Below are 26,374 nucleotides of genomic sequence, written 5' to 3' on the forward strand. Positions count from 1 at the left end.
CGGCGTCCGGAAGACCTCCGCCCGCAGGACCGTCAGATCGTCAGGAGACGTATGTCCCACGCAGTCGAGCAAGCGCGCCGCGGATCCGGCCGGATGAAGCGTCCGCTCTGGGGTGGCCTGGCGTGCGCCGCCGCCCTCACGCTCGTCACCCTCGCCCCGCCCGCTGACGCGAGCACGCCGGCCACCGGTTCCGGCCGGTCCGCTTCCCCCGTCTCCTCCGCATCCCCCGAGTTCGGCGGCATCTCGTGGTCGACGCAGCGCGTGGCCCCGGGTGTCGAGGTCCGCACCGGCGCGCTGCGGGACTCCGCCGCCGCCCCGGTGTGGTCGGTCACCGTGCAGGCCCCCGCGGTCAACCGCCTGACCGGCGCCGCCACTTGGGCACCGCTCGGCGACCGCGTATGGGCGGACGCGACCGCGGTCCGTCTGCGGGACGCCGGGCTCGAACCGCGTCTGGAACGGGTGACCTGGGACGACTACTCCGACACCCCCCACGGCACGATGGGCTGGCAGGTCCGGGTCGGTCGGTACGCCACCCAGACCGAGGCCGGCGCCGCCAACACGGCGGTCGTGGCGGCAGGTTTCCGTACCGCGGTCGAGTGGACCGGATACGACGGCCGGCAGCGCGCCGACGGGGAGAACATCCACGTGGCCGTCGTGGACCCCGCGCGCTTCACCGGCACGGTCGGCGCCACCGACGACGGCAACGTGGCCGACCGGGAGAACACCTCCACGGTGGCGGCGCGTCTCGGGTCGCTGATCGGGGTCAACGGCGGGTTCTTCATCACCTCCGACGCGGACGGCGTGCAGGGCACCCCCGCTGGACTCTCGGCGGAGCACGGCAGACTCCAGTCGATGGCCGTCGGCTCCCGCGCCGCGCTGATCCTGGGCGACGGCGGCCGGCGACCGCGTATCGCCGACCTCTCCGCCACCGTCACGGTGCGGGACGGATCCGCGGTGTACGGGGTGCAGGGCATCAACCGCGTCCCGGGCAAGGTGCGCAACTGCGGTCGGCCCGGGGCCGTTCCCACGGTCGAGCCGCGTCACGACACCACCTGCACCCTCGCGGACGACCTCGTCGAGTTCACCCCCGAGTTCCGTGCCGCGCTCCCCGTCGGAGCGGGTGTCCAGGTGGTCCTGGACCGGCGCGGTGTCGTGGTCTCCGTGGGCGACCGAGGCGGCGCGGTGCCCGATCAGGGTTCGGTGCTCCAGGGCGTCGGAGGAGCCGCGGAGTGGCTCACCAGGCACGCCCGGGTCGGCCGGCGCCTGGCGCTCAGCGAGGTGATCCGGGACTCCTCGCACCGGGAGGTCAGGCTCGGGCCCGACGACACCGTCGTCAGCGCGGCGCCCACTCTGGTCGAGAACGGCCGTGTCCACATCGACGCCGCAACCGAGGGGACGCTCGACCCGCGCGACCTCTCCTTCGGGTTCGCCTGGTCCAACGTCCGCCAGCCGCGGACGCTGGCCGGCGTCGACGGGCGGGGCCGGCTGCTCCTGGTGACCGTGGACGGGCGGCAGCCCGGCGTGAGCGAGGGATTCACCCTGGCGGAAGCCGCCCGCTTCATGCGGTCGCTCGGCGCCGTGCGGGCGCTGAACCTCGACGGCGGTGGCTCCACGGCGATGGCCGTCGACGGCAAGCTGGTGAACGTCACCTCGGACGCCACGGGCGAGCGCGCGGTCGGTGACACGATCCAGGTCCTCCCGAGGCGCCGTACCAGCTGACCGTTCCCCCGTGACCGGTCACGGGGGACGGGGACGGTTCGGGTCCCGCCGGCCGGGAGCGCGTACGTGCGCTCCTCGGCCGGCGGGCGGCTCGCGGATTCGTCCCCGCTCCCGTGCGAGGTCCGGCACCGGCGCGGTCAGGTCCGCAAGAGCTCGGCGAGGACCTCCGCCTCGCTGATCTCGGGCTGCTTCGTCGCGGTGATCAGCGTCAAGGGCCGCTTCTCGGCCAGGTCACGCAGGTGCGCCAACGCCTCGGCCCGCTCGGGGTCCCGCAGCTCCTCGCGGTAGCGGCGCCCGAACTCCTCGAAACGGTCCGGCTCGTGGTGGTACCACTGCCGCAACTCCGTGGAAGGCGCGACCTGCTTGCACCACTCGTCGAGGTGCGCCCTCGCCTTGGCCAGCCCTCGTGGCCACAGGCGGTCGACGAGCACCCGCGCGCCGTCCGCCCGCTCGGGCGCCTCGTAGGCCCTGCGCACCCGTACCCGCACCTCGTGATCGGCTGTCATCGGTGACCTCACCACAGAACTCTGGTCGAAGACGTCGGTCCGGCGACCCGTGGTACCCGGGCCACTCCCGCCGGGGCACCGGCGGCCCGCCGCAGCCCGTGGCCCGAACACACGAGTCGTGTTCCAGGGTCTCTCCCCACGCCCGTCCGCGCGACCCAGGACCGGTCCCGGGCGACCGGTCGCCGGTACCGCTCGGCGTCCCGTCCGGCCTCCTGATCGCGGTGGAGGCGACGAGTTCGCGCGAGTACCACCCGGCCGGACGGCGTGAGTTCCCGGCCGTGAGCACGGGCCCGCCTGACACACGGGAGCTGAGGGTCAGTCAGATTCCCTTCGGGGGCTGTTGGCAAGGGCCGTTCACTCGAAGGGATTGCTGCCGGGCGACGTCGTTCCGCGCCTGGTGCGATTGCCGTACGTTCTCCGAACTGCCACACGCATAGGGTGGTGCAGGGCAGGCCGGATCGGGGAGAGGACGGCAACGGGGTGGACACGGACGACACATGGGGCGCGCGTGCGGCATGTCGCACGAGGGATCCGGAGGAACTGTTCGTCGAGGGCGCGACGCAGAACGACGCGAAGGCCGTCTGCACCGCTTGCCCGGTGCGGACCGAATGCCTCGCCCATGCACTCGATCGCCGTATCGAGCACGGTGTGTGGGGCGGCATGACGGAACGTGAACGGCGCGCGTTGCTGCGGCGCCGGCCGACCGTCACCTCCTGGCGCCGGCTCCTCGAGGCGGCGCGCACGGCGTACGAGCGGCAGGCTCGGCCGGGTGACAACGGCCGCTCCGCTGAGGCCGGTTGATCCCCTCGAACGCCCCGGACACCCCTCCCGGACGCGCGAGGCGCCGCGATGGGGCCCGCTCGGCGACCATGTCCGGCGCTCCGCCCCGGCACCAGCCCGTTCCGGTGAACTCCCCGGGCCACAGGGCGTGACACGGACGGCTTCGGAGCGTGACGCAGGGAGGCCTCGGAACGTGCCGACGTACCGCTCCGGGTGTGACACGGGACGGTTTCGAGGGCGAGAGGCCCGTGGGTCCCGGGGCGGGGTACCGGACGGTTCCGGGGTGTGACACCGGACCGGCCGACCGACTGCCTGCCCGGTCGGGCTCGCGGTGGCCGGGGCGGCATCGTGAACGGAGTGGGAGACCGAGCGCTTGCTCGCGCACGCACAGGTGCCCGGGCGGACGTGCGAACGCGGCGGGCGAACGGTGTCGCCCGCGGGCGGGACGGCTGGTGGTCAGCGCCCGAGGCCCTGTTCGTACCGCCGCTCGCGCTTGCTGCTCGATCCCGTCGGCACGACGTCCTCCCGCCCTTGACCGGATTCCTGTTGGTCCGCGCCGCACCCGTCGCCCTGGGACCCCCGTCCCGGGAGAACGTGTGCGCACCTCCACTCAACGCTCGAAGCGCGGGGCGCGCCACGCGGGGAGGGACGAGGAGAAGGGGCGCGGGCGGCGCCGGAGCCTGTGACCTCGGCATCCGCCCGCGCCACCCTGCCCGGGACCGTTCGGCTCGGCCCCACCCCCGGTCGAGAAACGGCACCGGCAGACACACACCCCCGGTGGCGGGGCGCTCCGGGGCGGCGGGTGTCCCTCAGGCTCCCGCGCCGCCGTCCACCGGGACGATCGCGCCCGTCACCATCGAGGCCCGGTCGCTGAGCAGCCACGCGGCCACCTCGGCGACCTCGTGCGGCTCGGCCATCCGCCCGAGGGGGATACTGGCGCTGATGCGCTCGACGACGCCGGGGGACGCGGCCTCCCACGTGTCGATCATCTCCGTCGCGGTGCCGCCGGGAGTGATGCCGTTCACCCGGATCCCCTCCCGCCCCCAGGTCACGGCCGCGGACTCGGTGATGCTGTTCAGCGCCCGCTTCATCGCGCCGTAGGCCGGAAGCTCCGGGTTCGCGCGGCGGCTGCCGATGCTCGAGGTGTTGACGATCGCCCCGCCGCCGCCCCGGCGCATGAGCGCGGCCTCGACCGTCATCGCGGTCCAATGCCCGCGGAAGTTCACCGCGAACTGCTCGTCGAGGTCCTCGTCGCTCGTGGTGTCCAGCGGGCCGGGCCGCTGGATCGCCGCTCCGTTGTTGAAGGCGCCGTCGAGCCGGCCGTGCAACTCGTCGACGCGGTCGACCGCCGCGCGGACGCTCGCCCGGTCGGCGAGGTCGACGGCCACGGCATCCGCGACACCGCCGTCGGCGCGGATCTCGTCGACGACCTTCCGGAGGGCGCCGGTGCCGCGGGCGGCGAGGACGACGGCGGCGCCCTCACGTGCGAAGAGCCGGGCCGCGGCCGCCCCGATGCCGCGGCTGGCGCCGGTGATGAACACGACCTTTCCGGTGAGCAGGCCGATGGGTGCGTTGTCGATGTCGTTCGTCATGACGTCAGTGTCGAGCGGCCCGCGGACCGGATGCAGGCACAGGCTGTACCAGGATCCGGCTCCGGGAGGCGTGCAGACTTGGGGTATGGACAAGCAGGAGCTCGGGGCGTTCCTCCGCAGCCGTCGAGAACGGCTCCGGCCGGACGACGTCGGCCTCCCCTCCGGCCCGCGCCGCCGGACACCGGGTCTGCGCCGGGAGGAGGTCGCGGTGCTCGCGCACATCTCCACGGAGTACTACGTCCGGCTCGAACAGGGCAGGGCCCCGCGGCCCTCGGGAGAGGTCCTCGCCGGGATCGCGGGTGCGCTGCGGCTGACGGACACCGAGTCCGATCACCTTCACGTCCTCGCCGGCACCGCTCCGAGCCGTGGCGGACTGCACCGACGCGACGTGCGTCCGAGCATCCTCGCGCTTCTGCAGCGGCTGCCGCAGACGGCCGCCTTCGTGACCTCCGCCGTGTTCGAGGTGCTCGCGTGGAACGACCTCGCGGCCGCGCTCATGGAGGACTTCGCCCAACTCGCCCCGGCGGACCGCAACCTCGCTCGCCGGGCCTTCCTCGGTTCGGTCCGTCCCGGTGCCACGCTGTACGGGGTCTCCGACGCGGCCGAGTTCCGGCACCACGTCGTCATGCGGCTCCGCCTCACCCTCGCCCGGTACCCGGCCGACCCTGCGGTGACCGGACTCGTCGACGAACTCCGGGACGGCAGCGCCGACTTCGCCCGGCTGTGGGAGCGGCACGACGTTCAGCCCGCGCCGATGCTCACGAAGACGTTCCGTCATCCGGTCGTCGGGGAGGTCACCGTCGACTGCGACTCGCTGACACTCACCGACCACGACCAGTACCTCGTGCTCTACACCGCACCGCCCGGATCCGGTGACGCCGAGGCGCTGGCTCTTCTGAACGTGCTCGGAGCCGAGGGCGTCAACGCGAGCAGGTAGGGCGAAGCACCCCCTCAGAACAGCGGGGAGCGCTGAACATTCCGGAGGCTGCCAGGAGCGGGCGCACCGGCACAGGCCGTTCCGGGTCGGAAACGCCGGGACAGGTCTGGCCCGCGCCGGCCCGTTCACGCCTCGCGGTGGAGCGTTCACCGTCATTCATTGCAACGAGCTGGTCGAGCTTGCGTTGCATTCTCTGCAGAATCATTGCAACAAAAGTCCTGCATCTACCTGCAGTTATCGCGATTCCGTGCAACAAGGATGTTGTGAGAACTGTAAATGCAACGTAGCGTTTCCTTCATCGGAAACGGCGGGCCACGAGGGCCCGCGACGCAGGTCAAGGAGAGCATGATGCAGAAGTTCGACACCCCCGCCCCCGTCTCGGCCGTCCTCGACATCCCCGCGGGGCGGATCCGGTTCATCGCCGCCGACCGGGCCGACACCACCGTCGAGGTCCTCCCGGCCAACGCCTCCAAGAACCGTGACGTGAAGGCGGCGGACGACATCCGGGTCGCCTTCGGCGACGGCGTCCTGCGCATCGAGGCGGCACCGGCGAAGAACCGGCTCCTCGGCAACGGCTCGGGATCCGTCGAGATCACGGTCCAGCTGCCGGCCGGCTCCCGCGTCGAAGGCAAGGCCGCGGCGGCCGAGTTGCGCGGCGTGGGACGGCTCGGCGACGTCGAGTTCGAGGGCGCCCAGGGCACGGTCAAGCTCGACGAGACGGCCGAGGCCCGCCTCACCCTCATGGCCGGGGACATCACCGTCGGCCGCCTCGGCGGCGCCGCGGAGATCAGCACTCAGAAGGGCGACCTGACCGTCGCCGAGGCCACCGGCGGCACCGTCACCCTGCGCACCGAGTCCGGCGACATCACGGTCGGCGCCGCCCGCGGCGTCTCGGCGTCCCTGGACGCCGGCACGGGCCACGGCCGGATCGACAACGCGCTCCGGAACGCCGACGGCGCCCCCGGCCTGACCATCCGGGCGACGACCGCCCAGGGCGACATCACCGCCCGCAGCATCTGACCCCACGGCGACACCACCAGAGCCCGCAGCCTCAGAAGGAGTTCCCCTCATGACCGACCTGGCCATCGCGGCGTACGGGTTGCGCAAGTCCTACGGCGACAAGACCGTGCTCGACGGCATCGACGTGACGGTCCCCGAAGGTACGGTGTTCGCTCTGCTGGGTGCGAACGGTGCCGGGAAGACCACGGCCGTCAAGATCCTCTCCACGCTGATCCCCGCCGACGACGGAGTGGCCCACGTCGGGGGCCACCACCTGACCACCGACGCCCGGGCCGTACGCGCCACGATCGGGGTGACCGGCCAGTTCTCCGCCGTCGACGGCCTGATCACCGGCGAGGAGAACATGCTCCTCATGGCCGACCTGCACCACCTGCCCCGCACCCAAAGACACCGCACCGCCACCGACCTCCTCGCCCGCTTCGACCTCCTCGACGCGGCCGGGAAACCCGCCGCCACCTACTCCGGCGGCATGAAACGCCGACTCGACCTCGCCATGACCCTGGTCGGCAACCCACGCATCATCTTCCTCGACGAACCCACCACCGGCCTCGACCCCCGCTCCCGCCACACCATGTGGCAGATCATCCGCGAACTCCTCACCACCGGCACCACCGTCTTCCTCACCACCCAATACCTCGAGGAAGCCGACCGACTCGCCGACCGCATCGCCGTCCTGCACCACGGAAAGATCGCCGCCGAAGGCACCCCCGACGAACTCAAACGACTCGTCCCCGGCGGACACATCCGCCTGCGCTTCACCGACCCCACCACCTACCGCACCGCCACCCACACCCTCACCGACGCCACCCCCCACGACCACACCCTCACCCTCCAGATCCCCGGCGACGGCAGCCAGCACACCCTGCGCACCCTCCTCGACCGACTCGACACCGCCGGCATCCAAGCCGACGAACTCACCATCCACACCCCCGACCTCGACGACGTCTTCTTCGCCCTCACCCCCCACACCCACACCCACACCGACACCGCCCGGCACACCACCCACACCCACCACACCAAGGACACCGTGCGATGAGCTCCCTGTCCCTCGCCCTGCGCGACTCCTCCACCATGCTGCGCCGCAACCTCCTCCACGCCCGCCGCTACCCCTCCATGACCCTCAACCTCCTCCTGACCCCCGTCATGCTCCTGCTCCTGTTCGTCTACATCTTCGGCACCACCATGAGCGCCGGCGCCGGCCGCACCGCCTACATCGACTACCTCCTGCCCGGCATCCTCCTCATGACCATCGGCTCCACCGTCGTCGGCACCGCCGTCGCCGTCGCCACCGACATGAACGAAGGAATCATCGCCCGCTTCCGCACCCTGCCCATCCACCGCGGATCCGTCCTCTTCGGCCACGTCGCCGGCAGCGTCCTCCAAGCCCTCACCAGCACCCTCCTCGTCGCCGCCGTCGGCACCGCCATGGGCTTCCGCACCACCCACACCACCCCCCTGGAATGGCTCGCCGCACTCGCACTCCTGACCCTCTTCGCCCTCGCCCTCACCTGGATCGCCGTCGGCATGGGCATGAGCAGCCCCCACGCCGAAGCCGCCAGCAACAACGCCATGCCCCTGATCCTCCTGCCCCTCATCTCCAGCGCCTTCGTCCCCCTCCACTCCATGCCCGGCTGGTTCCAGCCCATCGCCCACTACCAGCCCTTCACCCCCGCCATCGAAACCCTCCGCGGACTCCTCCTGGACACCCCCATCGGCAACAACGGCTGGATCACCCTCGCCTGGACCCTCACCCTCACCCTCCTCGGCCACCACTGGTCCACCACCCAGTTCAACCGCGAACCCAAGTAGACGCCGTACCACCGCGGATGCCGCCCGCGACCCCCGTTCCCCCCAAGGCGCCGTTCTCCGACACCCGGTCGGAGTACGGCGCCTCGCGCTGTGCCGCACGGCAGGCCGGGCGCGTGCCCGCAAGGCCGCCGACTGTCGGGCGTCACGTCAACTCCGGTCAGGAGCAGGCGTGATGTGATCTGCGAGTACGATGCTGCGGACATCGATGATCCCCTTCGTGCGCCGGAGCCCGTCATGACGACCGACACCCCCCAGCCACCGCAGATCGACACCGCCAACGCGCATCCCGCGCGCGTCTACGACTGGCTTCTCGGGGGCAAGGACAACTACCCCGTCGACGAGGCGGTGGGCGAGAAGCTTCCGCCCGAGGCGCGCGACGCGGCCCGGCAGAACCGGCAGTTCATGCAGCGCGCCGCCGCGTGGCTCTCCTCGCAGGGCGTCGACCAGTTCCTCGACATCGGCACGGGCATACCCACCGAGCCGAACCTGCACCAGATAGTCCAGCGGATCACGCCCACGGCGAAGATCGTCTACACCGACAACGACCCGATCGTGCTCCGTCACGCGCAGGCCCTGCTGACCAGCGGCCCCGAGGGAGCCACGGACTACATCCAGGCCGACGTCCGGCAGCCGACGGCGATCCTCGAACGGGCCCGGACCGTACTGGACTTCGAGCGCCCGATCGCGCTGTCGCTGATCGCCCTGATGCACTTCATCCCCGACGAGCAGGACGCCCACGGCATCGTCCGCGACCTGGTCGCCACCCTGCCGTCCGGCAGCTACCTGGTGATGTCGCACGCCGCATCCGACCTGTACCCGGAACTGGCCGAGAGGGTGACCGCCGAGTACGCCAAGGGCGGCATCCGGCTCGGTTTCCGCACCCGCGCGGAGGTCGCCCGCTTCTTCGACGACCTCGACCTGGTCGATCCCGGACTGGTCACCGCGCCCGAGTGGTTCAGGTCGGACCAGGCACCCGCCGCCGAGGGCAGCGGGATCTACAGCGCGGTCGCCCGCGTCCGCTGACGCTCACCGGCCGCGGCGACCACCGGCGTCCGGCAGTACCGGGAGCCCGCTTTCGTGCGACGCCAGGACGCGGGAACGCACGCCGTCGACGGCCCGCGCCGTTCTCACGTGACCCGGTGACCTGGTGACCCGGTGACCGTGACCAGGGGACCGGCCGCGCGCGGCCAGGACGACCGGCGCCGACCTGGCGGCCCGGGGTCGTGCACGGCGTGCAGGCCGTGCGCGACCCCCGCCACCCGTACCGCAGCCACCCGCGTCCGGCGGCGCGACCCCGGCCGACGCGCGACCGACGCCGACCGGGGCCGAGCCAGGATGGCGGCCCCGTACGCCCCGGCCGTACCGCTTTGGCCCGCACCCCAGCCCTCGGGTCGGCCCCTCAGCCGGGGAGGGCGGCGACCACGTCGATCTCCACGAGGATGTCCATGAGGTCGGAGCCCACCGTCGTACGGACCGGGCAGGGCTCGGCGAAGAAGGGCCGGTAGGCGGCGTCGAACGCGGCGAAGTCGCCCCGCAGGTCCTGCAGATGGACCGTCACCTTGACGACGTCGTCCAGGCTCGCCCCCCGCTCGGCCAGCACCGCGCTGATGTTCCGGAGGACCTGCCGGGTCTGGTCGGCCACGCCCTGCGGCGTCGCCCCGGTCCGCGGGTCCTGAGGACCGAAACCGGCGGTGTACAGGAATCCGCCGACGACCACGCCCTGGCTGTACGCTCCGGCAGGCCGTGGCGCGTCCTCGGTACGAACCGCTTCCTTGCTCATCCGGTCAGGTCGCCTTCCCGCTCGTTGACCCCGGCGAAGTGACGCAGTTTCTCCTCGTCCACCGTCACCCCGAGACCGGGCCCCGCCGGCACCCGCAGCCGGCCCTCCTCCAGGTGCAGCGGCTCGATGATGTCGTCGGCGTGCAGGTAGTACATGCTGTCGATGGCACGGGAGAGCACGGGCGTGCTGGCGACGACCGCGAGATGGGCGGCCGTGGCGATGCCCAACTCCCCACCGCTGTGCAGGTTCATGCCAAGCCCGAACGTCTCACAGTGGGCCGCGAGCGCCTTGGTCGGGGCGATACCGCCCCACTTGTAGACATCGCCGTGGATGACGTCCACCGCGTTCAGCCGCATGGCCGGGGCGAAGTCCTCGAACCGCACGACGCACATGTTGGTGCACAGCGGTATCCGCACCTTCGCCCTCACCTGGCTCATGCCGTCGATTCCCACACAGGGGTCCTCCAGATATTCGAGGTCCAGCTCTTCGAGGGCGATCCCGGCACGTATCGAATCCGGCACGGACCAGGCCGCGTTGGGGTCCACCCGCAGGTTCACCCCGGGCAGGGCGGCGCGCAGCGCCCGCATGACGTCGACGTCACCCGCCACGTCCTTGGTGCCCTTGAGTTTGACGGCGCCGAACCCGCCTTCGGCGACCACCCGCGCGGCGTGCTCGGCGAGTCGGCCGGGAAGCGAGGCGGCGTTGGCGCCGGGTGCGTCGGCGCGGGTCACCAGGGCGGTGATGGGGACCTCGTCCCGGACGGGTCCGCCCAGCAGGTCGGTGACGGACTGCCCGGTCGCCTTGCCCATGGCGTCCCAGCAGGCCACGTCGAGCGCGGCGATGGCCGCGTACCCGAGATAGCCGTGGAAGAAGGGCACCATGTGCTGTTTGCGGTGGAAGCTCTCCAGGGCGAACGGACTGGTGCCGATCAGGTCGTCGGCCAGCGCGCGGACGATCGCCGCGACCGGACGGCCCCACATCGTCTCGCCCCAGCCCTCGACGCCGTCGTCGGTGCGGATCCGTACGACGGTCCGGGTCTCCCCGGTCTTGGTCTCGAACGAGCTGGTGAACGGATTGACCAGGGGCAGATTGACCACCCACACGTCCACGTCAGTGATCTTCATTCTTCTCCTCGGTTCGGATGGTGGCCGCGTCGAACGCGCGGATGGCACGGGCGAGTCCGCGGGCTCTGTCGTCCAGCAGCCGACGTCCCGATGCGGGGTCGGCCCCGGAGGCGTCGTCCGTCGATCCGCCGACCCGCGCCCACTCGCCGTGGCGTTCGACGGTCAGGCCGGGATACGGCGGGTTGTCGAACAGGGGCGGTGGCTCGACCGGTGGCCGGGGGGCGACCGGAGTGCGGACGAGACCGGGGTGCGCCGCGAGCATCAGGGAGGTCTCGAACCACCCGGCGTGTCCCGGGGTGACCTCGGGCCTGTCGTCGCCCGTCGGGTCCTCGCCCGTGGTGACCGTCCAGTACGAGCAGGCGGCGACGGTGACCTCCGCGCGCAGCGCGAACCGCTTCACGGCGAGCCGCATGATCTCGTCGTTGCCGCCGTGACCGTTGACGACCATGATCCGCCGGTATCCGCACGCGAGCAGGGAGTCGAGGACGTCGTCGAGGACGGCACCCAGCGTCGCCGCGGACAGCGAGACGGCCGCCGCGAAGAGATGGTGCGGGCTGTGGCCGAACGGGAGGGCGGGCAGCCGGACCAGTCCGGACTCGGTCGGGTCGTCGGCGAGCAGCGCTCCCGCGCGGTCGAGGACCGCCTCGGCGAGGAGGGTGTCGGTGCCCATGGGCAGGTGGGCGGCGTGCTGTTCCTGTGAACCGATGGGCAGCAGCGCGATCGCACGTGTGCCGCCTTCGCGTACTTCGTGCCAGGTCAGCTCGGTCAGATCTCTCACAGCGCTATCTCCCTGAAACCCTGCCGTGGCAGAGTCGGCGCATGGTCCATGAACGTTTTCCGTTGCGGTTGGTACCCGACCCGTCGCCGGCGCCGGTCGCGCCCCGCCCGCGACGGATGCTCGGTGGGGTGGAACTGGTGCCCGGACGGATCCGGGCGGCCGTGCTGAGCATGTCCGGCACCGTGGTGCGACGGGCCGAGGCGTCGTACGACGCGACGACGGCCCGCCCCGCCGACATCGACGCGGCACTCGCACGGGCCGCGGGGGTCTTCGAGGGGCACGATCTGGTCGGGGTGGGCGTGGCGGCCGCCGGTCTGGTGGATCCCGGAGCGGGACTGATCGACGAGGTCAACGACGTGCCCGCGCTGCACGGATATCCGGTGACCGCCCGGCTCGGCGCGCTGACCGGGGTGCCGGTGCGTGTCGAACACCGGGCCCGGCTGCAGGTGCTCGGCGACCGGTGGTTCGGAGCCGGGCGCGGCCGCCGGACGTTCGCGTCGGTGTCGACCGGCGAGGTGCTCGGGGTCGGCATCCTGTACGACGGCGAGGTGCTCGCCCCGGCCGGCGGACGCAGCGGTGCCCATATGACGGTGTCGGCCAGCGGCGACGCCTGCACCTGCGGCGGGCGTGGCTGCTGGAAGACGGTGGCCACCACCCGCTGGCTGCGGGCCCGCGCCCGCACGGCGGGACTCGGCGACGGCGTGTCGCTCGCCGACCTGGTGGAGCGCGACGACGAGGCGGCCCGCCGCACGGTCGCCGAGTACGCGGAGAACGTGGCCCTGGGCCTGGTCAACGTGCAACAGCTCTTCGCACCAGGTCTGTTCGTCCTGCACGGTGAGGCACGCGAGGGCGGTGAGCTCTTCCGCACCCTCATCGAGCAGCGGCTGCGCTCCGATGTCACCCACGCAGGGGCCGAGTTGCCGCAGGTGTGGGTGAGCGGGGCGGCCGTGGACGACGTCGCGCTGCTGGGCGGCGCCGGTTTGGTGCTGTCCCACCTCTAGACCGCCTCGGCGCGGGTGCGACGGGCGCGGCGCGGGTCGGGCAGCGGAACGGCGTCCAGCAACTGCCGGGTGTAGGGGTGCCGCGGACGGCCGAAGACGTCGGCCGCGTCGCCGACCTCGACCAGCCGGCCGTGGCGCATCACGGCGACCCGGTCGGCCACCTGCCGGACGACGGCGAGGTTGTGCGAGACGAGGACATAGGTCAGACCGAGGCGCCGCTGCAGCTCCGCCAGCAGGTCGAGCACCTGTGCCTGGACGGAGACGTCGAGCGCGCTGGTGGGTTCGTCGAGCACGACGAGGCGGGGTTCCAGAGCGAGGGCGCGGGCGATGGAGACGCGCTGGCGCTGGCCGCCGGAGAACTCGTGCGGGTAGCGGTCCTGGATCGCGGCCGGCAGTCCCACCGACTCCAGCAGTTCGCCGACGCGTTCGCGGGTGCGTGTCCTGCCGCGCCGGCCGCGTGCCGCGGGGTCGTGGGTGACCAGCGGCTCGGCGACGATGTCGGTGATCCGCATGCGCGGGTTCATGCTGGAGTACGGGTCCTGCAGCACGACCTGCATCTGGCGGCGCACCGCACGCAACCGGGCCGGGGAGAGGGCCCCGAGATCCTGGCCGTCGAACCGGACGGTCCCGGCGGTCGGCTCCAGCAGCCTCAGGAGGAGCCGCGTCAGCGTGGTCTTGCCGCAGCCCGATTCGCCGACCAGCGCCAGGGTCTGCCCCTCGGCCACGGTCAGTGACACGTCGTCGACCGCCACGTGGGGCGGCCTGCCGGCGAACTCCTTGCGCAGGTGGTCCAGTTCGAGCAAGGTCATGCCGACTCCAATCGTGGCGTCGCGTCCAGCAGCCGACGCGTGTAGTCCTCGGCGGGGTGGTCGAAGACGTCCATGACGTCGCCGCTCTCCACGACCCGGCCCGCGTTCATGACCACGACCCGGTCGGCCGTCTCGGCGACCACGCCCAGGTCGTGGGTGATCAGTACGACGGCCATGCCGTGCCGCTCCTGGAGCGCGACCAGCAGATCCAGGATCTGGCGCTGCACGGTGACGTCGAGCGCGGTGGTCGGTTCGTCGGCGATGAGGACGCGGGGCCGCGCCACCAGGGCCGTCGCGATCATCACGCGCTGGCGCAGCCCGCCGGAGAGTTCGTGCGGGTACTGCCGGTAGCGGCGTCCGGGGTCGGGGATGCCGACCTCGTCCAGTGCGGCGAGCGCCGCCGCCCCGGCCTCGGCGCGGGAGAGACCGCGATGGTGCCGCAGTACCTCGGCGACCTGGGTGCCCACCCGTTGGAGAGGGTCGAGGCTGGTCATCGGGTCCTGGAAGATCATGGCGATGTCCTGGCCGCGGATCGCGCACAGTTCCCGCTCGCTCAGGGCGAGCAGGTCGCGGCCCTCGAAGCGGATCTCACCGCCGGTGTAGACGCACGGTGGCGCGGGGTTGAGCCGGAGCACGGACAGCGCGGTCGCGGTCTTGCCGCTGCCGGACTCGCCCACGACGGCCAGCGTCTCACCGGCGTGGACCCGCAGGCTGACGCTCTGGACGGCGTGCACGGTGGAGGCGTCGAGCCGGAAGGCGACGCTCAGGTCGTCGATCTCGAGAACGGGAGCCGAACGGGTGGGTGTGGTGCGGTCGTTGGTCATCGGCGGTACGCCTTCGGGTCCGCGACGTCGCGCAGGGCGTCGCCGGTGATGTTGACGGCGAGCGAGGTGATCATCAGAGCGAGGCCCGGGAACACCGCCACCCACCACGAGGTGCCGAGGTAGAGCTGGCCGTCGGCGAGCATCGAGCCCCAGGTGACGGTCTCCCTGGGCACCCCGAGCCCGAGGTAACTCAGGGACGCCTCGGCCACGATCGCGGCGGCGACGTGCAGCGTCGCGATGGTGGCGAGCGGAGCCATGACGTTGGGCAGGAGGTGGCGCCGCATGATGGCGCCGTCGGTGACACCGATGGCGCGGGCCTCGGTGATGAAGTCACGTGAACGAAGTGACATCACCTCGGATCGGACGACGCGGGCGTAGGACACCCAGCCGGTGATGCCGAGGACGAGGATGACGTACCAGAGCCCGGAGCCGAGGAATCCCACGATGGCCAGGGCCAGCAGGATGGCGGGGAAGGCCAGTTGGACATCGGCGAGCCGCATGAGGACCCGGTCGGGCAGGCCGCCGAAGTAGCCGGAGGTGAGTCCGACCGCGGTGCCGATGAACCCGGCGAGCAGTGCGGCGCCCGCACCGACCAGCAGGGAGACCCGGGTGCCGTAGATGACGCGGGAGAGCATGTCGCGGCCGAGCTGGTCGGTGCCGAGCGGGTGGGAGCCGCTGCCGCCGGACTGCCAGGCAGGTGGCCTCAACCGCAACAGCAGATCCTGGGAGTTGGGGTCGTAGGGGGCGATCAGCGGTGCGAGGACCGCGAGCAGCAGCATGATCGCGAGGACGGCGAGCGCGGCCAGGGCGAGCCGGTTGCGGAGCAGGGTCCGCAGGGCGGCGGCGCGCGGGCTGAGGCCCGCCGCGGCCGCCGGCGCGGCGGCGGGCGGTGATGTGACGGTCATCGGGACGTCCTCACCCTCGGGTCGAGGAAGCTGTAGGAGAGGTCGACGAGCAGGTTCACCACGACGAAGGTCGCGGCGAAGAGCAGCACGGTGGCCTGGACGAGCGGGAAGTCGCGGTGCGAGATGGCCTCGATCGTCAGCTGTCCGACACCGGGCCAGGAGAAGACCTGTTCGGTGAGGATCGCGCCGCCCAGCAGGCTGCCGATCTCCAGGCCCACCACGGTCACCACCGGCAGGGACGCGTTGCGCAGGCCGTGGGTGAGGACCACCTTGAGCGGGCCGAAACCCTTGGCACGCGCGGTACGGATGTGGTCGGAGGACAGGACGTCGATCAGCGAGGAGCGCAACAGCCGTGCGACGACGGCGACCGAGTAGACCGCGAGGGTGATCGACGGCAGGATCAGATGGGCGAACGTGCCGTAGCCGGAGGCGGGCAGGGCGTGCAGTCCGACGGCGAAGACCAGGATCAGCAGGATGCCGACCCAGAACGGCGGTGTGGACTGGCCGAGCAGCACCATGGTCATCACCCCCCGGTCGGAGGCCCGGCCGCGCCGCATCGCGGCGAAGATGCCTGCGGGGACGGCGACGATCAGGGTCACCACCAGTGCGGCCGCGGCGAGTTGGAGCGTCGCCGGAAGCCGGTCGGCGAGCACGGTGCGGACGGGCTCGTTGTAGAAGAGGGAGTTGCCGAAGTCGAGGCGGGGCAGCCCCTGGAGGAAGTCGGCGTACTGGGTGAACAGCGGCCGGTCCAGGCCGAGCGAGCTCCGGAGCACGGCTTCCTGCTGGGCGGTCGCGTCCGGCGGGAGCAGCAGTTTGACGGGGTCGCCGGAGAGCCGGACCAGGAAGAACGACACCGTCGCCGCGCAGAACAGGACGAGCAGGGCGGTCCCGAGCCGGACGAGCACGCCGCGCAGCAGCCGTCTCGTGTCCCGGCCGCGGGTCGCGACCGGGGGCCCGTCGTCGGTGGTGTGCTGCTGGAGGGTGGGTCCGGTCATCGGGAGACCTCCGCGTCGGCCATGGCGAGGACACCGGCGGGGCCCGGTTTCCAGCGCGGGCTCCGGTTGCGGGCGTAGATGTTGTCCAGTTGGTAGAGGAAGACGAACGGCGCCTCCCGTCGCATCAGGCGCTGCAGGTCGGAGAAGGCCTGGCGGCGCTGGGCCGGGTCGACGGACAGTTCCTCGATGTCGACGAGACGGTCCGCCTCCTTCGAGTGCCAGCGGCTCTGCCGGCGGTCACTGCGCACGTTCGACTGGATCATGCTCTCGCCGTCCAGCGTCCAGATGGTGCTCGCGGCGAGGTACATCGGGCCGAGCGCAGCGTGGTTGGAGGAGGTGAGGCGGCTGGAGTACGTACCGGGATCCAGGAGATCGACGCGTGCGCGCACGCCCGCCTTGGCGAGGAGTCCGGACAGGGCCTCGGCGACGTTGGAGTCGACGTTGGAGGCGGTGAGCGTGGTGCTGAAGCCGTGGGGATAGCCGGCTTCGGCGAGCAGTTCGCGTGCCGTCCGCACCGAGCGGGTGTACGGCTTGACGGACGGGTCGAAGCCGAAGGCGCCGTGCGGGATCATCGCGGGCACCTCGCGTGCCTTGCCGCCGAGGACCGCTTTGATCAACAGCGGTACGTCCACGGCGTGGTTGAGCGCCTGCCGTACCCGCCGGTCACCGAGCGGTCCCTTGTCCAGGGTGTCGAGGGAGAGGTACGAGGTGCGGATCCCGCTGAACCCGTCCAGGGTGACGCCGCCGTAGCCCTCCAACTGCTGCGCCGCGTCGGGGGTGAGTCCCGCCACCAGGTCGACCTCGCCGCTCTGCAGGGCGGCGAGCGAGGACGACGCGTTGGGCGCCGGGCTGAAGACCAGTTCGTCGACATGGGGGCGGCCGGACCAGTGCCGGGGGAAGGCCCGCATCCGCAGTTCGTGGTCGCGCTGCCAGCTGACGAAGGTGAACGGCCCGGTGCCGACCGGGTGGGAGGCGAAACCCCGGTCCCCGGCGTCGGCCAGATAGCGCGGCGGGACGACCACTCCGCCGAAGAGGGAGAGTTTGTCCGGCAGGATCGGGTCGTGCAGGGACGTGTGCACGTCCACGGTGAGCGGGTCGACGACGGAGACGCTCCGCACGTAACGCAGCTCGACGATCGGTGACTTGGTCGCGGGATCGAGCAGCCGCTCGATGGAGAACTTCACGGCGGCGGCGTCGCAGACCTCGCCGTTGTGGAACCGCACGCCGGGGCGCAGGGTGAAGCGCCAGGTGTGCTCGTCGCGGGCGGTCCAGGTCAGCGCGAGCCGCGGGTGCAGCTTGTTGTCGCGGCCGCGCGTGGTCAGGGTGTCGAACATGTTGATCAGGGCGTTCATCGACACCATGTCGCCCTGCTTCTGCGGGTCCATGGTGACGGGGTCCCCGGGCTGCGACACCCGCAGGACGTTGCCCGCGCCGCTCGCGGCATCGGCCCCGCACCCCGCCAGCAAGGGGGGCGCGGCGAGAGCCGGGAGGACCAGGCCGGCCAGGCGCAGGACGTCGCGGCGCGGCCGGTCGCGGTCCAGGGCCCGCCCCTGACGTATACGTTCCATTCAGCAACACATCCGTTCCGTCAGATGGAATGCGGTTGCGTTAAGCTAAGCGACATGTCGAAAGCGGTCAACACCCGTGCCAGCGAGCCAGAGCCCGTGAAGGGCCCCGTCGACAAGGCGATGGAGGTGCTCGAAGCACTCGTCGAGACGGGCGGCCCGCACCGGCTCGGGGAGATCGCGCGGCGCACGGGACTCGCCAAACCGACGGTCCACCGCCATCTGCGGACCCTCGCCGAGTACGGCTTCGCGCAGCCCGCCGATGGCGGCAGCTATCGCGCGGGCCCCCGACTGCTGGGCCTCGCCGCCGCGGCTCTGCACGACAGCCGGGACCTGGCACTCGCCCGTCCCGTGCTGGCCGATCTGCGCCGGCGGACCGGTCTGCTCGCGCAGTACGCCGTGCGGCACGCCGAGGACGCGGTCGTGCTGGCCCTCTCCGAACCGGCCAGGGAGTACCGGATGTACGCCCGGCCCGGTGGCCGGGTGCCGCTCCACAGCAGCGGCACGGGCCTCGCGATGCTCGCCGCGATGCCCGCCCACGAGGTGGACACCCTGCTGGCGGCAGCGGCCCCCCTCGCCGCGCGCACACCGCACACCCCCACCGACCCGGCGGCGCTCCGCGCCCTCCTGCGGGAGGCGGCCGGGGCCGGCTACGCCGTGGACGACGAGTACGAGGACCTGGACGTACGGTCGGTCGCGGCGCCCGTGACCGACGCCGAGGGGCTGGTCGTGGGCGCCATCGGCATCTCCGGGCTCACCTTCACACTGGACGAGCAGAGCGTGCGGCTGTTCGGTCCGATGGTGCGCGCCGCCGCCCGTACGGTGTCGGCGGGCCTGGGCGGCACCGCGCCCGCGTTCCGCCTGGTCGACGGCGACACCGAGGAAGCCGAGGAGGCCGCTGCCGGGGAGGGGGAACCCGCGTGAGCGCGCTGGAGGACGTCCTCGTGGCCGGGCGGGCCCGGCGGGTCTACTCCGGCGCGGCCTGGTCCGTGGGGACCGCCACGGGAGTACGGGACCGGGGCTGGACCGGAACCCGCGCCTGGGACGGCGCGGCACTCACAGGCGAGGAGACGTGGGACCTGGCGTCGGTGACGAAACCGATCGTCGGGCTCGCGGTCATGGCCCTCGTGGAGCGCGGCGCGCTGGGTCTCGAAGACACCGTCGGCACCCATCTGCCCGACTACCGGGGCGGCGACAAAGCGGAGTTGACGGTCGCGCGGCTGCTCACCCACACCTCCGGACTTCCGGGCCAGGTACAGCTCTACCGTCGACACCCCACCCGCGACGCCCTGTTGGAGGCGCTGCGGCTGCTGCCACCGCGCACGGCGCCCGGTACCCGGGTCGAGTACTCCTCGCAGGGCTTCATCCTGCTCGGGCTGATCGCCGAGAGCGCGTCCGGCGCACCGCTCGACGAACTGGTGGACCGGCTGGTGTGCGCCCCGCTCGGCATGAAGGAGACCGGATTCACCCCGGATGCCGCGCTCCGGGCGCGGGCCGTGGCCACCGAGGACTGCCCGTGGCGCGGCCATGTGGTGGTGGGCCAGGTCCACGACGAGAACGCGGTCGTCCTGGGCGGAGTCGGCGGTCACGCGGGCCTGTTCGCCCCGCTCGCCGACATGGAACGGCTCGGCCGTTCCCTGGCGGCCGGGGCGCCCGAACTCCTGCGTCCGGAGACCTTCGCCCTGATGACGGCCGCCCACACGGACGCCCACGCGCTGCGACGCGGGCTGGCCTGGCAGGGGCAGGACGCGGCGGGATCACCCGTCGGACCGTCCTTCGGCCCCGACTCCTTCGGCCACACCGGTTTCACCGGGACGAGTCTGTGGATCGACCCGGCGACCGCGCGCTACGCGGTCTTGCTGACGAACCGGGTGCACCCGTCCAGGACCGGCGACGCCATCGTGACCGTGCGCCGCGACTTCCACACGGCGGCGACCGCCCTCGGCCGGGCGGCCGAAGCAGGGGCGTGACGGCGGACTGCCGGTGCGGGGCCCGGTGGGGCCGATGCCCCGGGGGTGCGGTGGCCTGGGCTCCTCCGCCGCGTCGGCGGGGCCCGCCCCGTCGTCCCCGGCCGGACGCGCAAGGCGGCGCGGCGGAGTCGGGGCGTGACGGCCACCTGCCGGTGACGGCGCACGCGGCGGGCCGGGGTCCGCCGTGGGGTCCGGTGGCCGCGGCTCGCGCGCGGGGTGGGCGAGCCCCGGCAACGCCCGCCCCGCGCACGAGTCCGTGGGCGGGACGGGTGCCGCGGGCCGGGCGACATGGCGAGCTCAGCCGCTGCTCGTCCCGGACCGGTCGAGGGCGTCGGCCAGGAGTTCCAGGACGTGGCGGTACGGGCGGCCGGTGGCGCGGGTCATGCCCATCTCGCAGGTGCGGTTGCACGAGGCGTACGCGTCGTGCTCGCGTGCGTTGACCTCGGCGGCCTGGGCCGCGGTCGCGCCGGCGGTCACCTCGGGATGCAGCAGCCCGCGGTCACCGGCGAAGGCGCAACAGCCCCAGGAGTCGGGGACCGTCACCTCGCCGGCCACCGCCTCGGCGACGGTGCGCAGGTCATCGGTGATGTCCAGATGCACGGTCGAACACGTGGGATGCAGCGCGAGGGAGTCGAGACGCGGTGCATCGGGCAGCAGCGGCAGCAGGGTCCGGGCGGCGAAGGTGACGCTGTCCACGAAGCGCAGCCCGGAGTACCGGTCCCGGTCGGCCTCGGGGAGCGCCGCGGCGAGCTGGTCCAGGCCGTGGGTGCAGGAGGAGGCGTCGCAGACGACCGGCAGCCGCCCGTGGTCACTGGCCGTCCACAGCACGTCGAGGGTCCGGGCGGCCATCGCCCGGTGGCCCTCGGTGTACCCCTTGGACTGCCAGGGCGTGCCACAGCACAGACCCGCCAGCTCGGGGACGTCGACGGCCACGCCCGCGCGGTCGCACAGCCGCAGGAACGCCCCCGCGGCCCCGCTCGGCCGCTCTCCGGAACCGCCCCGGCCGGAACCGCCGGTGTCCTCGGGGGCGAAGACGCTGCCGATGCACGCCGCGAAGAAGACCGCCTGCGCCGCCTGGACCTGCCGGGCCGCCGGACGGGGACCGCCGCCGCGGGGCACGTCCTGACTCCAGGCAGGTACGAGCTCGGTCGCCCCCAGTCGGCGGATCACGCGGGTGGCCGCCCCGGTCAGCGGTGCGGGCAGCGCGTGCGCGGCGCCCAGGCCGATCCGCACCCCCTTGACGGCCGTCGCCCAGTGCTCCGCCGTGACGCGTCCGGCGTGCTGCGCGAGCGGGCCGTGGCGTTCGCCGCGCAGCCGCTTCATCACCGCTCCGGTGTCGATGGTCACCGGGCAGGCGGTCACGCAGAGGCTGTCGGCGGCGCAGCTGTCCACGGCGGCGTAGGCGAAGTCGTCCTCCAGCTCCCGGCGCCGGTCGTCGTCGCCCGCCGCCGCGGCCAGCGCGATCTCCCGCTGGAGGGCGATGCGTTGACGGGGTGTGGTGGTCACGTCCGCGGTCGGACAGACCGGTTCGCAGTAGCCGCACTCGACACAGGCGTCCACCGCCGGGTCGACCGGGGGCACGCTCTTGAGGTGCCGCAGGTGCGCGGACGGGTCCTCGTCCAGCAGCACTCCGGGGTTGAGGACGCCTGCCGGGTCGCACAGCCGCTTCAGTTCCCGCATGACGTCGTAGAGTTCGTCGCCGTACTGGCGGCGGACGAACGGGGCCATGGCGCGGCCGGTGCCGTGCTCCGCCTTCAGCGTGCCCTCGGCGGCCAGCACCAGGTCGACCATGTCGTCGGTGAACCGCGCGTACCGGTCGGTCTCCGCCGGTGAGTCGAAGTCCTGGGTCAGCATGAAGTGCACGTTGCCGTCCCGGGCGTGACCGAAGATCACCGCGTCCTCGTACCCGTGCCGGTCGAACAGGCCGATGAGCCCCTCGCAGGTACGGGTGAGCCGGTCCATGGGGACCGCGATGTCCTCCAGCAGGGCGGTGGTTCCGGGCCGGCGGGCGCCGGCGACCGCCGTGTAGAGCCCCTTGCGCAGATGCCACAGCCGGGCCCGTTCCCGCGGGTCGCGGGTCAGCGCGGTGCCGGTCACGGCGGGCAGGCGTTCCAGCACCGGCCGGGCCGCGGCGGCCACCTCCTCCAGCCGCTCCGCGGTGTCCTCGGCGAACTCGACCAGCAGCGCGGCGTGGTGCTCGACCCGCAGGCCGCGCAGCGCGGTGCCGGAGCCGGGGTCGAGCTGGGCCACCCGCAGCGAGGAGGCGTCGAGGAGCTCGGCCGTGCGGGCGCCCGCCGCGAGCAGCGCGGGCAGGGCGTCGGTGGCCTCGGCGAGCCCCGGCAGGATCAGCAGGCCGGTGGCGGCGTGCGGGAGGACCGGGACCGTACGGAAGACGGCCTCACCGACGAAGCCCAGGGTGCCCTCGCTGCCGATCATGAGATGGGCCAGCAGATCGGCCGGAGTGGTGTGGTCCAGGAAGGAGTTGAGACCGTAGCCCATGGTGTTCTTCATCGCGAAGAGCCGCTCGACGGCGGCGCGGGCCGGCGCCGAGGACCGTACCCGGTCGCGCAACCGGACCAGGCCCGCGTGGAGTTCGGGCTCCATGGCCCGCAGCCGCTCGTCCGCGTCCGCCGCCCCGGAGTCGATCACCGTGCCCGAGGGAAGCACGAACTGGAGGGACTCCATGGTGTGGTACGCGTTGTCCTGAGTGCCGCAGTTCATGCCGCTGGAGTTGTTGGCCACCAGCCCGCCGATCGTGCAGGCCGACTCGCTGGCCGGGTCGGGACCGAGCCGCCTGCCGTACCGGGCCAGCCGCGCGTTGGCCTGACGGACCGTCAACCCTGGCTGCAGCCGGACACGATGGCCGTCGTCGAGCACCTCGGCCTCGCGCCAGTGGGTGCGTACGTCCACCAGGACGCCGTCGCCGCCGGCCTGGCCCGCGAGACTCGTCCCGCCGGAGCGCAGGGTCAGCGGCAGACCGGCCGCCCGGGCACCCGCCATCAGCGCCCCGACCTCGGACGCGGACGCCGCGCGGACCACGGCCCGGGGAGCGAAGAGATACGGCGAGGCGTCGTGGGCCGCCGCGACCCGGCGGGGGAGGTCGGTCGTCACCCGCCGGGGATCGTCGACGCAGGCCCGCAGCAACGCCGCCAGGTCCGAGGGGTGTTCACCGGCGGTCACGGAGGTCGGGACGGAGTGGGGGCGGCTCATGGATGCTCCGGGGGTGTGCGGGTCCGGGACCGGCCGGTCACCGGACCGTGGGGGAGGAGGGGGAAGCCGGGTCGGTCGGTCGCTCGGTGAGTCGGGCGGGGAGGCGGGTCGGGAGGCGGATCGGGCCGGCCCGCGGGAGCGTCGGCGACCGGGGGCCTCACGGTCGGGGGCTACGGCCGGGGCTCGACCAGCAGCCGACGGGGAGCCGTCGTCGCCGGTTCCGGCAGCCGCAGCGGCTGCCGCCCGGGAGTGATGCTGCCCAGCAGGGACGCGTGGCGGGCCCCGGTGCCGGACGGCAGGGTGCCCGGCAGGCCGTGCACGGTCAGGAAGCCCAGGACGGCGAAGGCCAGCGCCTCCTTCGCGTCGGAGGGGACGCCCAGGTCGTCGCTGGGCAGCAGCCGCACGCCGGGCAGTTCCTCGGCGATCATGCCGGTCAGGACGGGATTGTGAGCCCCGCCGCCGGAGACCACCAACCGCGTGACGCCGTGGGCCCGGACCGCGTCCGCCACGGTCACCGCGGTGAGCCGGGTGAGGGTGGCCAGGACGTCGTTCGGTTCGGTGACCGGCGCGGCCTCCAACGCCCGCAGCAGGTAGGGCAGATGGAACAGCTCCTTGCCGGTGCTCTTCGGCGCGGGCAGCCGGTAGTACGGCTCGTCGAGCAGCAGTCCCAGCAGCTCCGGCGCCTCCCGGCCCGCGGCGGCGCCCCGCCCCGACTCGTCGTACTCGCGGGCGCCGGCGGTGAAGTGACGTACGGCCGCGTCCAGGAGGGCGTTGGCGGGGCCCGTGTCGAAGGCGACCGGATCGGCGTCCGGAGCCGCGACGGTGATGTTGGCGATGCCGCCCAGGTTCAGCGCGGCCGGGATGCCCGGCAGCCCGCGCAGGAGCAGGGTGTCGGTCATGCCGACGAGGGGTGCCCCCTGGCCGCCCGCGGCGATGTCGCGGGCTCGCAGGTCCGACACGACGGGAAGGCCGGTCGCCTCGGCGATCCAGGCGGGCTGGCCGAGTTGGAGGGTGCCGAGCACGGCGCCGTCCCGTACCCAGTGGTGCATCGTCTGCCCGTGCGAGACGACGAGTGCGGCGTCTCCGTCGCACAGTTCGTCCAGGGCCCGGACGGCGGCGTCGGCGAAGGCCCGGCCGATGCCGGTGTCCAGGGCGCAGACGGCCTCGGTGCCGGTGGCGGCCGGCGGCAGAGCGGCGCCGATCGCGGCACGCAGGTCGTCGGGGTAGGGGACGCCGATCCGGCCGAGCGGCCGCATCCGCAACGTCTCGCCGTCGAGGGTGAGATCGGCCGCGGCGGCTTCGATGGCGTCGTACGAGGTGCCGGACATCAGGCCGATCACACGCATGGGGAAGCTCCGTGTCTGCTGGTCGGACCGGCCGGGCGCGTCGGGGCGGCCGGCCGGTACGCATGGGGCCGGGCCGGGGCCGCCGGATCGCGGCGCCCCCGGCCCGGGGTTCGGTCAGGACTGGCCGGCGGTCGCCGTGACCTCCGTGCCGTGTCCGTCGGACTCCACCGGCGTGACGTCGGCGGTGGCCGGGGCGGCGGCCGGACCCTGGTGGAACAGGCTCATCACGCCACCCACGACCAGCGTGACCAGCACACCGATCGGGACCAGCCACTGCGCGGCGATCGCCGTGGGCACGGTCGTCCCCGCGGTGGTCACGTCGATCTTCACGCCGCGGACGATGTAGGTCATCACACCGATCGTCACCACGAAGGCCACCACGGCGTCGACCTCGGTGGCCCGCCTGATCAGCCGGCCGAGCAGGAACGCCCCGAGCAGTGCGCCGTAGGTGTAGCCCGCGATGGTCAGGCCGGTCAGGTAGACGTTGCCCGAGCTGGTGCTGAACGCACAGGCGAACACCGCCATCAGCGCCGCCCATACCAGTGTCATCACCCGGGCCAGCTTCAGCAGCGCCTGCTCGGAGGGGGCCTTCTTCCGGAAGCTGTGGATGATGTCGGAGACGGTGGAGTTGGACATGGAGTTCAGCGCGGAGGACAGCGAGCCCATCGCGGCGCCCAGGATGCCGGCCACCAGAAGACCCGAGATGCCCACCGGCAGACCGTGCAGGATGAAGTTCGGGTACAGGTTGTCGGAGCTGCTCAGCCCCATCTCCTTGAAGCTGCGGCCCTTGTTGTACGACCAGAGCAGCGCCCCGGCCAGGGAGAACGCGGCGAACTGCACGGTGACGAAGACACCGGAGGCGATCATCGCCTTCTGGCCCTCGCGCAGGGTGCGGGTGGTCAGGACGCGCTGGACGATCAACTGGTCCGAACCGTGGCTGGCCATCGCGAAGATGGCGCCGCCGATGATGGCGGTCGGCAGGGCGAAGGAGCTGGTGAGGATGTGGCCGAGGCCGAAGTCGGTGTCGAAGAGGCGGAACTCGCCGCCGTGCAGGGCATCCGAGAACCCGGTGGCTCCGACGTGCCCGGTGAGCACGGCGATGGCCAGGATCACGCCGCCGAGGTACAGGCCCATCTGGATGGCGTCCGTCCAGATGACCGCCTTGATGCCACCGAGGTAGGTGTACACGACGGTGATCAGGGTCAGCACGATGATGATGGCCTTGTATCCGGTGTGCACCCCGAGTTCGTCGAGCAGCAGCTTGATCGGGATGGCCGACGCGAACAGCCGGACGCCCTCGGCGAGCAGCCGGGTGAAGACGAACGCCACCGACGCCAGGCCCTGGAGTTTCAGGCCGAAGCGTTCCCCGAGGTACTGGTACGCGCTGACGAAGCCGCCGCGCTTGTACAGCGGGATGAGCACCGTCGCGACGACGACCCGTCCGACCACGTAACCCAGCGCCAGTTCGACGTTGCCGAAGCCCTGTCCGCTGTACGTCCCGCCGGGCACGCTGATGACGGTCAGCACGCTGGTCTCGGTGGCCACGATCGAGAAGGACACCGTCCACCAGGGCATGTGGCTCTCGCCGACGAAGTACTCCTTCGCCGTCTTCTGCCGCCCGGACAGGCGCAGTCCGATCACGGCGATGGCGACCAGGTAGACGGCGATCACCGCCAGGTCGAGTTGGCGCACGAGCACTCCTTA

Annotated in this window: 23 protein-coding genes; 10 read left to right on the forward strand and 13 right to left on the reverse strand. The window is 72.4% G+C overall.

Annotation, left to right across the window (positions count from 1 at the left end; all coding sequences use genetic code 11):
* The first annotated feature begins 51 nt into the window (after positions 1-51).
* Positions 52-1,719 (forward strand): phosphodiester glycosidase family protein, encoded by a 1,668-nt coding sequence (locus OG776_RS39335; RefSeq protein ID WP_329323459.1) that lies wholly within the window; start codon positions 52-54, stop codon positions 1,717-1,719.
* A 137-nt stretch (positions 1,720-1,856) separates the two neighbouring features.
* Here OG776_RS39335 and OG776_RS39340 read toward each other — a convergent pair whose 3' ends face one another.
* Entirely contained in the window at positions 1,857-2,225 is a 369-nt protein-coding gene (locus OG776_RS39340; RefSeq protein ID WP_148014571.1) for a DUF488 domain-containing protein, read from the reverse strand.
* A gap of 480 nt (positions 2,226-2,705) precedes the next feature.
* Between OG776_RS39340 and OG776_RS39345 the strand changes: the two genes are divergently transcribed.
* On the forward strand, positions 2,706-3,026 hold the full coding sequence (locus tag OG776_RS39345; protein WP_187286086.1) for a WhiB family transcriptional regulator: 321 nt from the start codon (positions 2,706-2,708) through the stop codon (positions 3,024-3,026).
* Positions 3,027-3,814: 788 nt separating this feature from the next.
* On the opposite strand, the gene OG776_RS39350 is transcribed toward OG776_RS39345, so the two are convergent.
* Complete coding sequence (locus OG776_RS39350) at positions 3,815-4,597, reverse strand: SDR family NAD(P)-dependent oxidoreductase (protein WP_329323460.1); 783 nt, start codon at positions 4,595-4,597, stop codon at positions 3,815-3,817.
* A gap of 85 nt (positions 4,598-4,682) precedes the next feature.
* Between OG776_RS39350 and OG776_RS39355 the strand changes: the two genes are divergently transcribed.
* The 5 genes from OG776_RS39355 to OG776_RS39375 all read left to right on the forward strand — a co-directional run bounded on the left by OG776_RS39355 (position 4,683) and on the right by OG776_RS39375 (position 9,386).
* On the forward strand, positions 4,683-5,534 hold the full coding sequence (locus OG776_RS39355) for a helix-turn-helix transcriptional regulator (protein WP_148014233.1): 852 nt from the start codon (positions 4,683-4,685) through the stop codon (positions 5,532-5,534).
* A 348-nt stretch (positions 5,535-5,882) separates the two neighbouring features.
* Complete coding sequence (locus tag OG776_RS39360) at positions 5,883-6,554, forward strand: DUF4097 family beta strand repeat-containing protein (RefSeq protein WP_148014242.1); 672 nt, start codon at positions 5,883-5,885, stop codon at positions 6,552-6,554.
* A 49-nt stretch (positions 6,555-6,603) separates the two neighbouring features.
* On the forward strand, positions 6,604-7,590 hold the full coding sequence (locus OG776_RS39365; RefSeq protein WP_329323462.1) for an ATP-binding cassette domain-containing protein: 987 nt from the start codon (positions 6,604-6,606) through the stop codon (positions 7,588-7,590).
* On the forward strand, positions 7,587-8,363 hold the full coding sequence (locus OG776_RS39370; RefSeq protein WP_148012668.1) for an ABC transporter permease: 777 nt from the start codon (positions 7,587-7,589) through the stop codon (positions 8,361-8,363). The genes OG776_RS39365 and OG776_RS39370 overlap by 4 nt, the downstream gene beginning before the upstream one ends.
* 234 nt (positions 8,364-8,597) lie before the next feature.
* Positions 8,598-9,386: an SAM-dependent methyltransferase gene (locus OG776_RS39375; RefSeq protein WP_329323463.1), complete on the forward strand. Its 789-nt coding sequence runs from the start codon at positions 8,598-8,600 to the stop codon at positions 9,384-9,386.
* Between the two features lie 376 nt (positions 9,387-9,762).
* Here the strand turns inward: OG776_RS39375 and OG776_RS39380 are convergent, their stop codons facing one another.
* From OG776_RS39380 to OG776_RS39390, 3 genes are read right to left on the reverse strand one after another with little or no spacing between them, the layout of a single operon-like run.
* Positions 9,763-10,143, reverse strand: a complete 381-nt coding sequence (locus tag OG776_RS39380) for a RidA family protein (protein WP_148012918.1) — start codon at positions 10,141-10,143, stop codon at positions 9,763-9,765.
* Positions 10,140-11,267, reverse strand: a complete 1,128-nt coding sequence (locus tag OG776_RS39385) for a mandelate racemase/muconate lactonizing enzyme family protein (RefSeq protein WP_148012919.1) — start codon at positions 11,265-11,267, stop codon at positions 10,140-10,142. Before OG776_RS39385 ends, OG776_RS39380 begins: the two co-directional genes overlap by 4 nt.
* Positions 11,254-12,045: a creatininase family protein gene (locus OG776_RS39390; protein WP_148012920.1), complete on the reverse strand. Its 792-nt coding sequence runs from the start codon at positions 12,043-12,045 to the stop codon at positions 11,254-11,256. Before OG776_RS39390 ends, OG776_RS39385 begins: the two co-directional genes overlap by 14 nt.
* A 116-nt stretch (positions 12,046-12,161) precedes the next feature.
* On the opposite strand from OG776_RS39390, the gene OG776_RS39395 reads away from it, so the two are divergent.
* A complete protein-coding gene (locus tag OG776_RS39395; protein ID WP_187285943.1) occupies positions 12,162-13,046 on the forward strand; it encodes an ROK family protein in 885 nt (294 codons plus the stop codon).
* Here OG776_RS39395 and OG776_RS39400 read toward each other — a convergent pair.
* The 5 genes from OG776_RS39400 to OG776_RS39420 are packed head-to-tail and all read right to left on the reverse strand — an operon-like array spanning position 13,043 to position 18,147.
* Positions 13,043-13,855 carry an ATP-binding cassette domain-containing protein gene (locus tag OG776_RS39400; RefSeq protein WP_148012922.1) on the reverse strand — a complete coding sequence of 271 codons (813 nt, stop codon included), beginning with the start codon at positions 13,853-13,855 and terminating at the stop codon, positions 13,043-13,045. The two genes, OG776_RS39395 and OG776_RS39400, sit on opposite strands and share 4 nt — an antisense overlap.
* Positions 13,852-14,679 carry an ABC transporter ATP-binding protein gene (locus tag OG776_RS39405; RefSeq protein ID WP_329323464.1) on the reverse strand — a complete coding sequence of 276 codons (828 nt, stop codon included), beginning with the start codon at positions 14,677-14,679 and terminating at the stop codon, positions 13,852-13,854. The genes OG776_RS39400 and OG776_RS39405 overlap by 4 nt, the downstream gene beginning before the upstream one ends.
* Positions 14,676-15,584, reverse strand: coding sequence for an ABC transporter permease (locus OG776_RS39410; protein ID WP_329323465.1), 909 nt, complete (start codon positions 15,582-15,584; stop codon positions 14,676-14,678). Before OG776_RS39410 ends, OG776_RS39405 begins: the two co-directional genes overlap by 4 nt.
* Positions 15,581-16,579 (reverse strand): ABC transporter permease, encoded by a 999-nt coding sequence (locus OG776_RS39415; protein WP_329323466.1) that lies wholly within the window; start codon positions 16,577-16,579, stop codon positions 15,581-15,583. Before OG776_RS39415 ends, OG776_RS39410 begins: the two co-directional genes overlap by 4 nt.
* Positions 16,576-18,147 carry an ABC transporter substrate-binding protein gene (locus tag OG776_RS39420; RefSeq protein ID WP_187285942.1) on the reverse strand — a complete coding sequence of 524 codons (1,572 nt, stop codon included), beginning with the start codon at positions 18,145-18,147 and terminating at the stop codon, positions 16,576-16,578. The genes OG776_RS39415 and OG776_RS39420 overlap by 4 nt, the downstream gene beginning before the upstream one ends.
* Positions 18,148-18,201: 54 nt before the next feature.
* Here OG776_RS39420 and OG776_RS39425 point away from each other — a divergent pair, with 54 nt between their 5' ends.
* Both OG776_RS39425 and OG776_RS39430 read left to right on the forward strand, forming a co-directional pair.
* A complete protein-coding gene (locus tag OG776_RS39425) occupies positions 18,202-19,068 on the forward strand; it encodes an IclR family transcriptional regulator (protein WP_329323467.1) in 867 nt (288 codons plus the stop codon).
* Positions 19,065-20,114: a serine hydrolase domain-containing protein gene (locus OG776_RS39430; RefSeq protein ID WP_148012926.1), complete on the forward strand. Its 1,050-nt coding sequence runs from the start codon at positions 19,065-19,067 to the stop codon at positions 20,112-20,114. The genes OG776_RS39425 and OG776_RS39430 overlap by 4 nt, the downstream gene beginning before the upstream one ends.
* 297 nt (positions 20,115-20,411) lie before the next feature.
* On the opposite strand, the gene OG776_RS39435 is transcribed toward OG776_RS39430, so the two are convergent.
* From OG776_RS39435 to OG776_RS39445, 3 genes are all read right to left on the reverse strand, one after another.
* A complete protein-coding gene (locus tag OG776_RS39435; RefSeq protein WP_329323468.1) occupies positions 20,412-23,324 on the reverse strand; it encodes an FAD-binding and (Fe-S)-binding domain-containing protein in 2,913 nt (970 codons plus the stop codon).
* Between the two features lie 170 nt (positions 23,325-23,494).
* Positions 23,495-24,670 (reverse strand): anhydro-N-acetylmuramic acid kinase, encoded by a 1,176-nt coding sequence (locus tag OG776_RS39440; protein WP_329323469.1) that lies wholly within the window; start codon positions 24,668-24,670, stop codon positions 23,495-23,497.
* A gap of 114 nt (positions 24,671-24,784) precedes the next feature.
* Complete coding sequence (locus OG776_RS39445; protein ID WP_329323470.1) at positions 24,785-26,362, reverse strand: sodium:solute symporter; 1,578 nt, start codon at positions 26,360-26,362, stop codon at positions 24,785-24,787.
* Between the last annotated feature and the right edge of the window lie 12 nt (positions 26,363-26,374).

Origin of the sequence: Streptomyces sp. NBC_01689 (genome assembly GCF_036250675.1) — a bacterium.
GTDB lineage: Bacteria > Actinomycetota > Actinomycetes > Streptomycetales > Streptomycetaceae > Streptomyces.